The sequence below is a fragment of the Bacillales bacterium genome, from assembly GCA_035700025.1.
GTDB lineage: Bacteria > Bacillota > Bacilli > Bacillales > DASSOY01 > DASSOY01.
The window spans coordinates 16,402-30,550 of sequence record DASSOY010000019.1 but is presented as its reverse complement, the minus strand read 5'-3'; the positions used below and the strand labels follow the sequence as shown (position 1 = coordinate 30,550).

The 14,149-nt window shown below is 51.6% G+C and carries 14 protein-coding genes; 9 read left to right on the top strand and 5 right to left on the bottom strand.

Annotated features, from left to right (window positions below; translation table 11 throughout):
- Positions 1-26 precede the first annotated feature (26 nt).
- The 3 genes from VFK44_03645 to VFK44_03635 all read right to left on the bottom strand — a co-directional run bounded on the left by VFK44_03645 (position 27) and on the right by VFK44_03635 (position 2,899).
- Positions 27-554, bottom strand: a complete 528-nt coding sequence (locus tag VFK44_03645; GenBank protein HET7627463.1) for a TlpA disulfide reductase family protein — start codon at positions 552-554, stop codon at positions 27-29.
- A 168-nt stretch (positions 555-722) separates the two neighbouring features.
- A complete protein-coding gene (locus VFK44_03640; GenBank protein ID HET7627462.1) occupies positions 723-1,304 on the bottom strand; it encodes a YcnI family protein in 582 nt (193 codons plus the stop codon).
- A 20-nt stretch (positions 1,305-1,324) separates the two neighbouring features.
- Positions 1,325-2,899, bottom strand: coding sequence for a copper resistance protein CopC (locus VFK44_03635; GenBank protein HET7627461.1), 1,575 nt, complete (start codon positions 2,897-2,899; stop codon positions 1,325-1,327).
- A 289-nt stretch (positions 2,900-3,188) separates the two neighbouring features.
- Here VFK44_03635 and VFK44_03630 point away from each other — a divergent pair, with 289 nt between their 5' ends.
- The 4 genes from VFK44_03630 (at position 3,189) to VFK44_03615 (ending at position 6,799) form a co-directional block, all read left to right on the top strand.
- Positions 3,189-3,782, top strand: a complete 594-nt coding sequence (locus VFK44_03630) for a DeoR family transcriptional regulator (GenBank protein HET7627460.1) — start codon at positions 3,189-3,191, stop codon at positions 3,780-3,782.
- A gap of 2 nt (positions 3,783-3,784) precedes the next feature.
- Positions 3,785-4,810, top strand: coding sequence for an SCO family protein (locus VFK44_03625; protein ID HET7627459.1), 1,026 nt, complete (start codon positions 3,785-3,787; stop codon positions 4,808-4,810).
- Positions 4,811-4,915: 105 nt separating this feature from the next.
- Positions 4,916-5,671, top strand: coding sequence for a ZIP family metal transporter (locus VFK44_03620; GenBank protein HET7627458.1), 756 nt, complete (start codon positions 4,916-4,918; stop codon positions 5,669-5,671).
- A 201-nt stretch (positions 5,672-5,872) separates the two neighbouring features.
- Positions 5,873-6,799, top strand: a complete 927-nt coding sequence (locus VFK44_03615; protein ID HET7627457.1) for a cation diffusion facilitator family transporter — start codon at positions 5,873-5,875, stop codon at positions 6,797-6,799.
- Positions 6,800-7,116: 317 nt separating this feature from the next.
- Here the strand turns inward: VFK44_03615 and VFK44_03610 are convergent, their stop codons facing one another.
- Entirely contained in the window at positions 7,117-7,803 is a 687-nt protein-coding gene (locus VFK44_03610) for a DUF4396 domain-containing protein (GenBank protein HET7627456.1), read from the bottom strand.
- A 156-nt stretch (positions 7,804-7,959) separates the two neighbouring features.
- Between VFK44_03610 and VFK44_03605 the strand changes: the two genes are divergently transcribed.
- From VFK44_03605 to copZ, 3 genes are read left to right on the top strand one after another with little or no spacing between them, the layout of a single operon-like run.
- Entirely contained in the window at positions 7,960-8,274 is a 315-nt protein-coding gene (locus tag VFK44_03605; GenBank protein HET7627455.1) for a metal-sensing transcriptional repressor, read from the top strand.
- Between the two features lie 9 nt (positions 8,275-8,283).
- Positions 8,284-10,674, top strand: a complete 2,391-nt coding sequence (locus VFK44_03600; protein HET7627454.1) for a heavy metal translocating P-type ATPase — start codon at positions 8,284-8,286, stop codon at positions 10,672-10,674.
- 19 nt (positions 10,675-10,693) lie between these two features.
- The gene (copZ, locus tag VFK44_03595; GenBank protein HET7627453.1) at positions 10,694-10,900 is read left to right on the top strand and encodes a copper chaperone CopZ; all 207 of its coding nucleotides are present in this window, start codon (positions 10,694-10,696) and stop codon (positions 10,898-10,900) included.
- A 41-nt stretch (positions 10,901-10,941) separates the two neighbouring features.
- Here the strand turns inward: copZ and VFK44_03590 are convergent, their stop codons facing one another.
- Positions 10,942-11,892 carry an iron-siderophore ABC transporter substrate-binding protein gene (locus VFK44_03590; protein HET7627452.1) on the bottom strand — a complete coding sequence of 317 codons (951 nt, stop codon included), beginning with the start codon at positions 11,890-11,892 and terminating at the stop codon, positions 10,942-10,944.
- 190 nt (positions 11,893-12,082) lie between these two features.
- On the opposite strand from VFK44_03590, the gene VFK44_03585 reads away from it, so the two are divergent.
- Both VFK44_03585 and VFK44_03580 read left to right on the top strand, forming a co-directional pair.
- Positions 12,083-13,093, top strand: a complete 1,011-nt coding sequence (locus VFK44_03585) for an iron ABC transporter permease (GenBank protein ID HET7627451.1) — start codon at positions 12,083-12,085, stop codon at positions 13,091-13,093.
- The gene (locus VFK44_03580; protein ID HET7627450.1) at positions 13,090-14,139 is read left to right on the top strand and encodes an iron ABC transporter permease; all 1,050 of its coding nucleotides are present in this window, start codon (positions 13,090-13,092) and stop codon (positions 14,137-14,139) included. The genes VFK44_03585 and VFK44_03580 overlap by 4 nt, the downstream gene beginning before the upstream one ends.
- Positions 14,140-14,149: the final 10 nt, after the last annotated feature.

Here is a 14,149-nt window from a genome sequence, read left to right as displayed (position 1 = left end):
GGCTCTTTCGGTCATTTTTTTATTATTTATTTGCCATCGAGCAGCGCTTTGACTTTGTCGCGTAATACGTCCGGGCCTTGATAGCCGACAATTTTGTCGACGATGATGCCTTTGGCGTTAATGAAATAAGTGGTCGGCATGCCGATCACGTTGTATCGCTCACTCACATTGCCTTGTTTGTCCAACAAAATCGGATATGGAATGTTGAAATCCTCGGCGAATGCACGGGCGGCGGCGGGCATGTCGTTGGCGGTGATGTTGATGCCGTATAACTGAAACTGGCCGTGCCAAGTTTCGTACAGCTTCACGAGTTCCGGTGTTTCTTTGCGGCACGGTTTACACCAAGTGTTCCAGAAATTGATGACAAGCGGTTGACCGCTGGCTTGTTGCAGTGAATATGTTTTGCCTTGTAATGAAGGGAGTTCAAAGGCAGGAGCCGGTCGTTCGGCGGACGCCGTCGATGCCGGATCATCTTGATTTTCCTGGTTGTCGAAGGTCCCGAGTACGATCCAACCAACGGCGATTCCGAGTATGAGCCAAATGATTTTATTCATCGTCTAAAAAACCTCCGTGAGGGGCTTAAACTCTGTTTTATTGTAGCCCACGGTCGACGCTCAGAGCAAATGAAGCCTTCCCGCGATTCTCTTCGTTCAGTGTCAGCTAACGTTGCGTTTCTCGACAACGACAAGAGCCCCGCGGAATCCGCGAGGCTCTCCAAGTTATCATACGGTTCTCTTGTTTCTTGCCGATCCAACAATGGCCGCGATGCTTAAGAGTAAGGAAACGATTGAAATGTATAAGGGCCAACGACCGCCATCGCTTGATTTTTCTGCAGCCGCTGCCGTCACTTTCGTAACGGAAGCTGGATGTTCTCCGTCTTCATTTTCCACCCATTTCACGACGCTGCCGTCGCTGTAGGTTTGGTAGGCTTTAAAGACAAGTTCCTGGGCCTCTTTGCTGACTTTTCCTTTCATTTTCAACTCAACAAATTCACCCGGTTTCAATCCCTCGTTTGCTGCGCTCCACTTAATGCTTGTTATCTTACCCGATTCGTTCTTCTTCGTTTCGTATGTCCAGCCGGCACGCGGCTCAACGCCGAAGATCTCAACGTCTTCGGGAATGGCAATGCGGATGCTTGTTGTGTTCGCGTTTTCTTTCTCGGACGGTACGCTGACCGTGAACGTCTGGTAAGAGCCTGCCTCAACTTTGCCGGGCATTACTTCCACGTGTGCACTTGCTACACCTGCAAACAGAACGAGGACGATTACCATCGCCGACAGCGAGGTCACGATTTTTCTAACCATAACGAAATCTCTCCTTTTTCTCATTGTTTATAGACGCGAAACGACTTCTTCCATACCGTTTCGTTGTCCTTTGCATCAAGTAGTTTCAGTTTGATTTGCCATTTACCGGTAAACGGAATCGAAATTTGCTCGTTTTCAAACACGAAGTTCCCGTTCTTTTTCCCGACTTGGTGAAGCTCAATGTGTATCGGCGCGAAGTCATTTTTGTCCAAATAATCGAGCTCGATCGATACGTGGTTCGGTTTTGTCGGCGTGTCGATTTTTACAATCACTTGATTTCCGGTCCCCGGTTGTTTCGGCGTAATGTACGTGGTTGCCGCAAGCTCTTTCCCGCTTGTGTGCCACGTCAACGGTTCGTTATTCGGCACAGGGTTCAACGAAGTGAAAATCCCGACAATGACGATAATCAAAAGCATTAAGACAAAATCGGTTTTCACTCTCCGGCCGACAGCCTCCTCGTCATGGTTTCGCATCGCTTTTCGGATGAGGAAACCTGTTAAGATAACGCCAAGGATGACCAGACATTTAGCCAACAGCCACTTGCCCCACGCCGTGTAAAAAATTTCGTTGAGCGACGGAAGATAAATCCATGTACTGAGCGTTCCGGAAACGATCAAGATCAGCAAACAAGCAAAAGCCGTATTTGAAAACTTAGGCAGGAAACGCTTGGCATGCGCTTTGTCCGTTTTCCAAAAATAGAACACGTACAGCAGCCCGCCTGTCCATATGCTTGCAGCGAAAAGATGGACAACGTCGGAAAGAATCGACAGCGGAACGGGTGAAAAAGCTGCTGCGTGCCCGTTCCGGGCTTCGGCGAACAACAGCAAGGCGATCCAGACAAAGTCCAACCATCTCGATCGGCCGACGATCCAAAATGAGACGAGCGCAAGTATGAGCGAGCCGACTAAGCTTGTTCCGACAGTGGATGTGAGAACGGCGGGGGTTTTCGCTGTTCCAAGTTCCCCGATCAATTCGGAAAGCTTCACGAACGTCCAGCCGGTCAAAAGAAACAAGAATACGGATTTCAAGAATTTCAGTACAGCGGTGTAACGTTCTTGCACAGCCGGATCGTTCGAGCGAAAAACGGCACCCCAGAAAACCCAGCCGGTCGTCAATAAGAGGGCAAGGTACTCGAGAATCCGAACAAGGTCAGCGGCCAAGTTGCCGTGGCTGTGATCGGGTTCATTCTTCGCCGATAAGAGCGGTTCCTCACGGTCGACGGTAACCGGTTTTCCTACAGTGAATGTGTAAGATGCTGCAACTGGGTGCCCGTCGGCGGAGACAATTTTATAAGAAACGGTGTACAGCCCATTCTGCAGCTTTGGCAGGTCTAATCGCAGTTGGCGGTGTTTTTTCCCGAGCCCCGCATTTGCGGACGTCACTGGATTTCCGTTGCTGTCGTAAACCTCCAACTTGTAAAGATCATCGCTGATTCGTTCATTAAACAGAAGAGTAACTGCCTTTGGTGCAGTTGTTAAATGGCTGTTGGGCGCCGGGGTTGCTTTGACGAGTGCCGCATGGGCATTAACGGATTGCGGCAGAGAGATGCTAATAAACAAAATGATTGCCAAACCGATTAGGCGTCGAAGAGTCATTTGGACACCTCCTTATGTAAAATGTTATATAATCACAAGATCTCTAACTCTATTGTAAAAGATTGAGCCGTGGCACGGGTATGGGGATTGTGAAAAAGTGTTGACATTTAACAGCGCTCCAAGCTTACGAGTCGAGGGGGAATAAAGATCACTTTTTCTTTGCTTTGTTCAAAGTTCTTTCACACCTAACGGGACATTCCTTGTTGAAAACTTGCAACAATCCGCTTAAACTTATAGATGTTGAAATTTGTGAAGTTCGAACATCTGCATGGGAAGGGGATGCCGAATCGTGTTACCGGCTGAACGCAGAAAACGCATCGAGGAATGGGTGCGCAAACAAGGACATTTAAAAATTTCGACATTAAGCAAACAACTCGGCGTTTCGGAAATGACGATTCACCGCGATATTAAACCGCTTGTTGATGAAGGCCTTGTCGTGAAAACGTTCGGAGGCATTTCGCTCGCACGCGGTACCGTCGCGAAAAGAGAAGACAACGACTGCGTTTATTGCCGGAAATGGATCGACAAGCGCCTCGCCTACCGGCTCATTTATGCCGACGGAACAGTCGAAAAAACGTGTTGCGCGCATTGCGGACTGCTGCGGCAGCTGCAGTTGCCGGAAGAAACGCAGTTTCACGCGATATGCCGCGACTTTCTCAAAAATACGACGATCAGCGCGTCATGGGCGACCTATGTTTGCGACACGTCGTTGAACATGGGCTGCTGCCAGCCGCAGCTGCTTCCGTTCGAGTTTAAGGATGAAGCGAAGAAGTTCGTGAAAGGTTTTGGAGGCAAGCTCATGATGTATGAAGACGTTTTGGACAAAATGCGCGCGGATGCGAAAGTGGTCCATTGCCCGTCACACAGGAAAGGGGATTCGTAACCATGTTCAGGAAATCGACCATCGGCTTAAGTCTTGCCTGTTGTCTCATTTTAAGCGGATGCGGACTCGGCTTGTCCGATCAAGGGACTCATCATTCTTCCCCAGGAAATAACGAAACTTCGCAACCGAATGGCAGCGGTTCGGAGTCGGATCATCTAACGGTTGTAGCGAAGGCGAATTGGCATGTCGCTGATTTTACTTATACCGACCAGAACGGGGAATCTTTCGGCTTGGCGGAATTAAAAGGGAAAGTTTGGCTCGCAGACATGATTTTTACGCATTGCACGTCGGTCTGCCCAGTGACGACAGCTCACATGGCCCAGTTGCAATCGAAGCTGCAAGAACAAGGAATCGACGTCCCGATCGTATCGTTCACCGTCGACCCGGAGCGAGACACACCGGAAGTGTTGAAACAATACGGCGAGAAGTTTAATGTTGATTGGCGGAAATGGCATTTTCTCACCGGTTATTCTTTTGACGAAATTAAGGCGTTCTCCAAAGCTTCATTCAAATCGCCGGTCTCCAAGCTTGCAGGCGGGGATGATTTCACGCACAGCGCCTCGTTTTTCTTGATGAACCAAAACGGCAAAGTGATGGTCCGCTATGACGGGCTGCAACCGCCGTATGAACAAATCATCGCCGATGTGAAAACGTTGAAAGCGACGAACGGAAAAGATGTCGCGTCGACGAGTGCAGTCAAGGTGTCTGATGAAGCGGCGGAAGCAGTTTCGGTTAAATTGTATTTGGCGCAAGGCACGGACATGAACGCGGTCAAGGCAGGACAACCGGTGACGTTCGAAGCATTTGTCACGCAGGGCGGCGAAGTGTTAAGCGATTTAAAAAACGTGACGTTCATGATTTGGAAAAAAGGGGAAGAGAAAAAGTCGTATGACGCGAAAAATCAAGGCAGCGGCATTTACACGATTGACTGGACGTTCGAGCAACCGGGGACGTACAAGGTGATGCCGATGGTGACGGCCAACGGGCAAAGTGCAATGGTGACGAAAGAAGTGACGGTTACGAAATAAGTATCAGAGTTGATGCGTCGGCATCGTTCTTGATAGGATGAGAAAGACACGGACAGGGGCCGCCTGTCTTTCTTTATTGACTGCGTTTACGAAAGTGGGGAAGAGATGGAAGAGTTAGCGTTAGTTTTGGCGGCTTCGGCGGCAAACGTCGCCGGCGGTTTCGTCATTTTTATAAAAAAATCTTGGTCGGAGCGCGCGATGCATGCTTTAATGGCTTTCAGTGCAGGCTTATTATTGTCGGTTACATTGGCCGATTTGCTGCCCGAAGTTTACGCCGACGGCGGAGAATCAAGCGCGATATATGTGCTTGCCAGCATTGCCGTGATGTTCGTATTGCAGCAGGTGATTGCTCCGCATACGCATTTTGACGGGGGAACGCCTTCTCCGAATCGCTCCGGCACGATCACGGGTTTGATGACAGCGATGTCGCTCCATACGTTTTTCGATGGGTTTTCCATTATTGCGAGCTTTCAGTTGAACGCAGCACTCGGCCTCGTCGTATTTGCCGCCATATTTTTACATAAAATTCCTGACGGAGTGACGATCGCTTCAATTGTTTTCTCGTTTTCGAAAGATAAGAAGCGGGCGGTTTATTGTTCCGCGTTGCTTGGATTGATGACGTTGGTCGGAGGGTTTGCCGCTTGGATGTTAACCGGAGTCTATTTCCCGAACGAACATGTGCTTATGAGCGCGTTGTCAGTATCGGCTGGAATTTTTCTCTATGTTGCTGGTGTTGAACTGCTGCCGGAAATTCACGCGACCGGAGACCGGCGCCTCGGTTTGTATTTGGCTGCGGGCATCGCGGTATATTTTATCGTCCATGGGGTGTTGGCACAGTTCAGCTCGAACATGCACATTTAAAGGTCCGAAAGAAGGCGATCCAATGAACAAGCGAAAACAAAACATTTGGCTGGCTTGGCTGTTGGTGCTCTTTTGCATCAGTTGGGGTGTAGTTTTCTTGTTTTGGAAGGTTTTTTGACCAATTGCCCTTCCATTGGAATTCACATATACTTAAAAACAAATGTGCGCAAACGCTCATGCAAGGATTGCGGGGGGATTGTTTTGGGTCACGACCACAGCCACGGGCTTGATCACGGTCATCATCATACACATCATGCCAATAAGAAAGCATTGCTGATCAGTTTTTTGCTCATCGCCGGTTACATGATTGCCGAAATCGTCGGCGGGTTGCTGACGAACAGTCTTGCCCTGCTCTCTGATGCGGCGCACATGTTTAGTGACGCTGCCTCTCTCGGGGTCGGCCTGCTGGCGTTTAAACTCGGTGAGAAAATGGCTGATGAGGCTCGGACATACGGATATAAAAGGTTTGAAATTCTCGCGGCGCTGTTTAACGGTGTGCTGCTGATCTTCATTTCGCTGATGATTTTATGGGAAGCTTACGAGCGTTTCTTGAACCCGGCGCAAGTCGGCGGCACCGGAATGCTGACTGTTGCCGTCATCGGGATGTTCGTCAATGTCGTTGTTGCTTGGATTTTGCTGAAAGGCGACACGAGCGAAAACTTAAATTTACGCGCCGCTTTTCTTCACGTCATCGGCGATTTGCTCGGTTCCGTCGGCGCTATCATCGCCGCATTGCTGATTTTGTTTTTTGGCTGGAACTATGCCGATCCTGTGGCGAGCACAATCGTCTCGATCTTGATTCTCGTCAGCGGTTGGCGCGTGACGAAAGACTCTGTTCACGTGCTCATGGAAGGGAAACCGTCGCACATCGATGTCGGGGAGATCAAGCAACGGTTGTTGAATCTTGCTTCCGTGACCGATGTTCATGACCTCCACATTTGGTCGATTACGTCGGATTTCCCGTCGCTCAGCTGCCACTTGATCGTCGATCCCGGAAAAGACCGTGATTCGTTGTTACGGAAAGCGACGGATTTGCTGCATGAAGAATTCAGCATTAAGCATACGACGATTCAAATTGAAGGGGCCGGATCAAACATTATCGATAAAGAAGATCAATGCTGCAATTGATCGAAAGCGGAGGCTGACTCGCAATGGTCGTTGAAAAACGACTGGGTGAGTCAGCCTTCTGACATTTCAGTCGGAATCGCTTATGAGAGACGCTATTTTGCGGAAATGAGCGGATATTTTGTAAAATCGATCATTGAGAACGCTATTTCTTGTTTACAGGGAAATATACGGCTCGTATTCGCGTGAATTCCGAAAATAACGTTTCTGATGCGCGTTTTCATCGGAAAGGACGATTTCCGAACGAAATAAGAACATGAGTGAGCGATAAGGGCATTCGTGTTCGAATGGGCAGCCGCCTCATGAAAAGCAAATCATTTTTACATCGCATGCTTGACACCTTTTTTGACGAGATACCAGTTGGCCGGATAACTTGTCGCGAAACCGATGAGCATGGCGATTTGCATCATGAACCAGAAAGCCGGTTCGTTTGGTTCCGGCGGTTTTGCGAAAAAGACGAAGTGAACGAGCGCCATCCAGCCGAACATGCCGATCTCGAAAGCGACGAGGGATAAAGTGTCGGCTTTGACGGCGTTTATCAATTCTTGTTTTGGGTGTTCATGGTGAAAACTCATGCCGTAATATTGAAATGCGATACCAAATAAGTACGCCAATATAAATTCGACGGTGTAATCGGCGAACAGACGGCTGCCTGCGATGGTTAAACCGATCGCAAAAACGAGCGGAGCGCCGATCATGTCGCCGAGCGAACAGCCGCCGCTGCAGTGGGTCGTGGAAACAAAGACGCTTTGCCAGAACGGTTTTTTCCCGTGGCGGTGATCGTGTTCATGTCCATGTTCCCCATGGCGATGTTGACGTTTCGGCATGCGGCCGAGTTTGTAATAGCTTGCGAGCCCGAAAACCGGAAAATAAAGTCCGATTAACGGCCAAACAACATTCATGATCATCATCATTTGCGGCCGGTTAATGACGTCCAGGATGATGAGAACGGATTGCAGAATGCCGATGATGATGGCCATCCAAGCGATCGCCTCCAGCCAGTTCATTCGATCAGCCTCCTCAAAGGAAGATCCATCTAGTTTGTGTATACCCTGTATAGGTATGATTAAACATGAAGAAACTATACTTAAATTTGTGCGAAATCTATAAGTTTGACAATATACATTAGGGGGGTATAGTATAAAAAACAGAGGTGAACGAAAATGGATGATAAACATTCCGCAACTGAGCATGCCCATCATACCGTGGCACGTTCGGAAGAAGAGAAACAGCAGCTGACGAATCGATTGAAAAGAATTGAAGGGCAAGTTCGCGGTTTGCAAAAGATGATTGAAGATGATCGTTATTGCGTCGACATTCTTGTGCAGTTGTCGGCGATTAACGCTGCGCTCAAAAAGGTCGGTTTTTCTTTGATGGAACGCCATACGAAAACATGTGTGACTGATGCGATTCAGTCCGGAAACGGCGAAGCGCACATCAGCGAATTGATGAAAGTCATCCAGCAGTTTTCCAAATGATCGGAGAGGATCGCGATGGAAAAGAAACTTTCTTTGCACGTGACCGGCATGACGTGTGCGGCGTGTTCCGCGCGCATTGAGAAACGGTTGAATAAAATTGACGGCGTGAACGCGAATGTAAATCTTGCGTTAGAGCGAGCAGATATTGAATATGATGCCACGCGGATACAACCTGCGCAAATGACAGAAGCGATTGAAAAGCTCGGGTACGGCGTGGAAACGGAAAAAGCGGAGTTCGACATTCGCGGCATGACGTGTGCGGCGTGTTCGGCCCGAATCGAAAAAGGACTTTCGCGCATGGAAGGCGTGAACGCGGCGAACGTGAATCTTGCCGCAGAGACGGGCGTCGTTCATTATTACCCGGGGACGGTGTCCGTTCAGGACATGATCGACAAGGTGAAAAAGCTCGGTTACGAGGCAGTTGAGAGAGACGGTGACCGCGGCGAAGACCGGAAAGCAGCGGAAATTCGCGAAAAGCGCAACCGGCTCATTTTATCGGCGCTGTTGTCGTTGCCGCTTGTGGTCGGCATGCTGGCGCACTTCGGGGTGCCGGTCCCGGAAATTTTTACGAATATGTGGATGCAATTCGTACTCGCAACGGTCGTCCAGTTTTACATCGGAGCATCATTTTACATTGGAGCTTACCGGGCGCTTTCGAACAACAGTGCCAACATGGACGTGCTGGTGGCGTTGGGAACGTCTGCGGCTTATTTTTACAGCGTATACGGACTCATTCATTCGGCTGTCACGGGTGAGCCGGCGGAGTTGTACTTCGAAACGAGCGCAGTTCTCATTACTTTGATTTATACGGGCAAATGGTTTGAGGCGCTAGCAAAAGGGCGCACGACCGAGGCGCTTAAAAAATTGCTCAACTTGCAAGCGAAAGAAGCAACGGTGCTCCGCGACGGAAAAGAAGAAAAAGTTCCGGTCGACGAAGTGCAAGCGGGTGATTTGCTGCTCGTGAAACCGGGTGAAAAAATTCCAGTTGACGGCACGGTCGTTCATGGCATTTCAGCCGCGGACGAATCGATGATTACCGGCGAATCGTTGCCAGTCGAAAAGCGTGAAGGCGATCCAGTGATTGGGGCAACGCTTAATAAAAATGGCATTTTGGAAGTGAGGGCCGAAAAAGTCGGCAAAGATACAGTCCTTCATGAAATTGTAAAAATTGTTGAGGAGGCACAGGGGTCAAAAGCGCCGGTGCAGCGGCTCGCAGACGTCATCTCCGGCATCTTCGTGCCGATCGTCGTCGCCATTGCCGTCCTTACATTTATCGTTTGGTACGCTTGGGCCGCACCTTTCGATCTTTCCGCCGCTTTGACGGCTTCAATCGCGGTGCTCGTCATCGCTTGCCCGTGCGCGCTTGGTCTTGCGACGCCGACGTCGATCATGGTCGGAACCGGCAAAGGCGCCGAACAAGGCATCTTGTTCAAAGGCGGCGGGCCGCTTGAAGCTGCCCGTGCGATCGACACGGTTTTGCTCGACAAAACCGGCACGGTCACGCACGGCAAGCCGGAAGTGACGGACTTCGTCTCGTTCCGGCGCAGCGAGGACGAACTGCTTGCGTTGCTTATCGCCGCAGAAAAGCGATCCGAGCATCCGCTCGCCTCAGCGATCGTCGCCTACGGCGAGACGAAGCGTTTGCGTGCGAAGCGCGCAAGGGATTTTGAAGCGATGCCCGGGGAGGGTATCCAGGCGCGGGTCGACGAACACTTCGTGTTCGTCGGCACGCGGAGGTGGATGGCCCGCGAGGGCGTGAGCTTGGCGCCGAAGCATGAGGCGGCGCTTGAGGAGCTGGAGGCGGACGGGAAAACGGCGATGGTGATCGCCGTTGACAGGGAGGCCGAAGGTGTCGTCGCCGTAGCGGATACGGTGAAGGAGACCGCGAAGCGGGCGATTGCGGATCTGCAGGCGATGGGGCTCGACGTCTGCTTGCTCACCGGCGACAACGAGCGGACCGCGAGGGCGGTGGCGGAGCAAGTAGGCATAGAGCGGGTCATCGCTGAGGTGCTGCCGAAGGAGAAGGCGGAGCAGGTAAAGCGGCTGCAGGCCGAAGGCCGGAAGGTGGCGATGGTCGGCGACGGCATCAATGATGCGCCGGCGCTGGCGGCGGCAGATGTCGGGATCGCCATCGGGACGGGGACGGACGTGGCGATTGAGACGGCCGGTGTGACGCTGGTCGGCGGGGAGCTCGGCAACGCCGTGAAGGCGTTGCGGTTGAGCGAGAAGACGATGCGCAATGTGAAGCAAAACTTGTTTTGGGCGCTGTGTTACAATGCGGCCGGGATACCGATCGCCGCACTCGGCTTGCTCGCGCCATGGGTGGCGGGAGCGGCGATGGCGTTCAGTTCGGTGTCGGTCGTGACGAACGCGCTGCGTTTGAAGCGAGTGAAATTATGAAGAGAAAGGATGAGGATAAATGAAGGAAATTAAGCTGAAAGTGGATGGGATGTCGTGTGAACATTGTAAGAAAGCGGTCAACGGAGCCCTTGCAGAACTCGACGGCGTGCAAGCCGTTGAAGTTTCCGTTAAGCGAGGCGAAGCTGAAGTCAGTTATGACGAAACCAAGGTAACGCTCGAGCAAATGAAAGACGCGATCGAAGACCAAGGCTACGATGTAAAATAACGAAAGAACCGGATCATCTGTTGAGATGATCCGGTTCTTGTTTAAAGATGAAAGAATTTTTCGATGTCATCCAGCATGCGATTAGCGGCGATGACGCCCCCGGCGGTGTTCCAAATTGCGTCGCTCACTTTGTAAGCTTTGCCGGCTTTGACGGCGTCGAGGTTTTGCCAAAGCTGGCTTGAGGTCCATTCTTCTTCGACTTTCGGTGCTTTATCGCCGTTCGGCGCGTAAGTATAGTAGAAAAGAATGTCGCCGTCCATTTTCGGAATCATTTCTTTCGTAACGTTTTTCAAGGCGAAATCGTCTTTGTCCTGGTTCGGAGGACGATTGAATCCGATTTGTTCCAAAATGACACCCGCGAACGAATCTTTATGGTATATGCGAATGTCGGAAGCTAGGAATCTGACGAGCGACACTTCCATGTCAATTTTATCGCCCAACCGGTCACGAATCGACTGGATGCGCTCATCGAAGGCGTTCATGACTTGCTCGCCTTTTTCTTGTTTGTTCAACGCTTTCGCGTACAGTTCGAAGTTGATTTTCCAGTTCCCTTTCAACGTTTCGGAGAAGACGGTCGGTGCGATCGCGCTCAATTTGTCATAAATTTTCTCTTGGCGAAGCTTGTTCCCGATGATGAGGTCGGGATGCAGTTCGGCAATTGCTTCAAGGTTGACGTTCGATTCAGTACCGACGACTTTGACACCTTTCATTTGTTCGGCGATATGATCGTACCACGGGTTTCCGAGCCACGATTTCACAGCACCGACCGGTTGGACGCCCATCGCGAGCAGCGCTTCAGTGCCTTCATTCGTCAAGATGACGACTCGTTCCGGAGTCCCCTCAATCGTTGTTGATCCCATCGCGTGTTTGACCGTATAAGAACCCGAAGACTGTCCTTTTTCTTCGGATGATTTCGTGTTTTCGCCGCTCGATTGTTCCGCGCCGGAACCACAAGCGCCGAGGATGAACAGTCCGAGCAGGACTGCAAACATAGCTAGTAAACGTTTCTTCACTTTGACTCCCCCTGCATGTGTTATGATAATGATTCTCAATCACAATTAGAATCATAGCGGGGGGTTAGTCATTTGTCAACCGAAAAATTGAAAATGATTCTCAAAATCATTGACAACGATTCTCATTTAAAATAAACTCTGAGTAGATTAACAGAAGGATGAAATACGTATGCTCGGGGTTTTGAAAACAAACGCAGCAAAAGGATTAGGTATGGTGCTTTGCTTCGGATTGCTTGGTGCCGCCGTACTTTCCAGCATCATTTTCGGATTGACCGATATTGATTTTCATATGGTATGGAATGCTTATACGCAGTTTGACGGGTCGAACAATCAAGTGATCATCCGTGAAGCCAGAGTGCCGCGAGCATGTATTGCGGCAGCGGTCGGAGCCAGTTTGGCAATCGCCGGTCTGCTTATGCAAGGGATCACGAGAAATCCGTTGGCCTCTCCGAACATTCTCGGAGTCAATGCTGGAGCGAGTTTTTTCATCGTCACGAGTGTCACCTTTTTCGGGATCACGTCGTTGGCGGCGTTCACTTGGCTTGCTTTCGCTGGCGCGGCTGTCTCCGCTCTAATCGTTTATTTTCTCGGATCGGCCGGTTCGGAAAGGTTGACCCCTGTAAAATTAACGCTGGCGGGCGCGGCGATGGCTGCGCTGTTTTCCTCGATGACCCAAGGCTTGCTTGCCCTGAATGAACAAACGTTGCAAGCCGTCTTATTTTGGCTCATCGGCTCCGTTCAGGGCCGTGATCTGAACGTGCTCTTTTCCGTCCTTCCCTATTTGACGGCCGGCTGGCTGATCGCGATTTTTATGAGCCGAAAAATGAATACGCTCGCTCTCGGTGAGCACGTTGCGAAAGGACTCGGCCAAAATACGGCCATCACGAAAGCGGCGGCCGGCCTCACGGTTGTTTTGCTCGCTGGCGGCTCGGTCGCCGTCGCCGGCCCGATCGGCTTCATCGGCATCGTTATCCCGCACATCGCCCGTTGGCTCGTCGGGCACGATTTTCGCTGGCTGATTCCGTACAGCGCCCTGCTGGGCGCCTTGCTGTTACTTGCCGCCGACATCGCCGCCCGTTATGTCATCATGCCGAGCGAAGTTCCGGTCGGCATCATGACCGCGGTCATCGGTACGCCGTTCTTCATCTACATCGCGCGAAAAGGGGTGTTTTCCACATGAGAAACCACCGTCCTTTCCGCGCCGGCAGCGTTTCGCTGCTCATCGATAAACGCGCGCTTGCCGTCACGCTTTCGCTATTTATCTTTTTTCTCATCGTCTTGATCGTGAGCACGGGCGTCGGCGACCTGTTCATCGCTCCGCTCGACGTGCTCAAGTCACTGTTCGGCGCAGGGTCCGACATGCACAATCTCGTCGTCCGCATGTTCCGCTTGCCGCGCATCTTGCTCGCCGCCTTTGCCGGCATGGCGCTCGCCGTTGCCGGCGCCATTTTGCAAGGCATCGTGCGCAACCCGCTCGCTTCGCCGGACATCATCGGCATCACCGGCGGCGCCTCGCTTGCGACCGTGAGCTTCCTTGCGCTGTTCAGCACCGCCGACAACGCGCTCACCGTCAGCATCCATTGGTTGCCGCTCGCGTCTTTCCTCGGCGCACTCGGCACCGGCGTCCTCGTCTACGGGCTTTCGCAGAAGCAGGGCACTTCGGCGATGCGCCTCGTGCTTATCGGCATCGGCATCGCCGCCGGCATGCAGGCGCTCACGCAATTCATCATGCTCCTCGGGCCGATTTACGTCGCTTCGCGCGCGACCATCTGGCTGACGGGAAGCGTTCACGGCGCTTCTTGGGATCAAGTGGCGACGCTCGCTGTTTGGTTCGCGGCTATGTTCGCACTCACGATGGTAATGGCGCGAAGGCTGAACGTCCAAGAACTCGGTCCGTCCGTTGCGATCAGCGTCGGCAGTTCGGTGAACCGTGATCGTAATGGCTTGCTCATCTTATGCACAGCCTTGGCCGGAGGGGCTGTTGCATTTGCGGGCGGAATTGGATTCGTCGGCTTGATGGCGCCGCATATGGCAAGGCGTCTCGTCGGCGCACCGTACGGCGGGCTCATTCCCGTATCGGCCTTGCTCGGCGGACTGCTCGTCATGCTCGCCGATTTGATTGGGCGAACGTTGTTTTTGCCGCTGGAAGTGCCTGCGGGGGTATTCACCTCCGCGATCGGCGCCCCTTATTTTATTTATTTGCTTTACAAAAGCCGAAATCGTTAAGGAGTGATCT

Excerpts from the sequence above, each read along its gene's own strand:
- VFK44_03605 (HET7627455.1), top strand. The coding sequence starts at position 7,960 with ATGGATGATAAACATTCCGCAACTGAGCATGCCCATCATACCGTGGCA.
- VFK44_03590 (HET7627452.1), bottom strand. The coding sequence starts at position 11,892 with ATGTTTGCAGTCCTGCTCGGACTGTTCATCCTCGGCGCTTGTGGTTCC.
- VFK44_03610 (HET7627456.1), bottom strand. The coding sequence starts at position 7,803 with ATGAACTGGCTGGAGGCGATCGCTTGGATGGCCATCATCATCGGCATT.
- VFK44_03640 (HET7627462.1), bottom strand. The coding sequence starts at position 1,304 with ATGGTTAGAAAAATCGTGACCTCGCTGTCGGCGATGGTAATCGTCCTC.
- VFK44_03620 (HET7627458.1), top strand. The coding sequence starts at position 4,916 with ATGGAAGAGTTAGCGTTAGTTTTGGCGGCTTCGGCGGCAAACGTCGCC.
- VFK44_03625 (HET7627459.1), top strand. The coding sequence starts at position 3,785 with ATGTTCAGGAAATCGACCATCGGCTTAAGTCTTGCCTGTTGTCTCATT.
- VFK44_03580 (HET7627450.1), top strand. The coding sequence starts at position 13,090 with ATGAGAAACCACCGTCCTTTCCGCGCCGGCAGCGTTTCGCTGCTCATC.
- VFK44_03585 (HET7627451.1), top strand. The coding sequence starts at position 12,083 with ATGCTCGGGGTTTTGAAAACAAACGCAGCAAAAGGATTAGGTATGGTG.
- VFK44_03645 (HET7627463.1), bottom strand. The coding sequence starts at position 554 with ATGAATAAAATCATTTGGCTCATACTCGGAATCGCCGTTGGTTGGATC.
- copZ (HET7627453.1), top strand. The coding sequence starts at position 10,694 with ATGAAGGAAATTAAGCTGAAAGTGGATGGGATGTCGTGTGAACATTGT.
- VFK44_03635 (HET7627461.1), bottom strand. The coding sequence starts at position 2,899 with ATGACTCTTCGACGCCTAATCGGTTTGGCAATCATTTTGTTTATTAGC.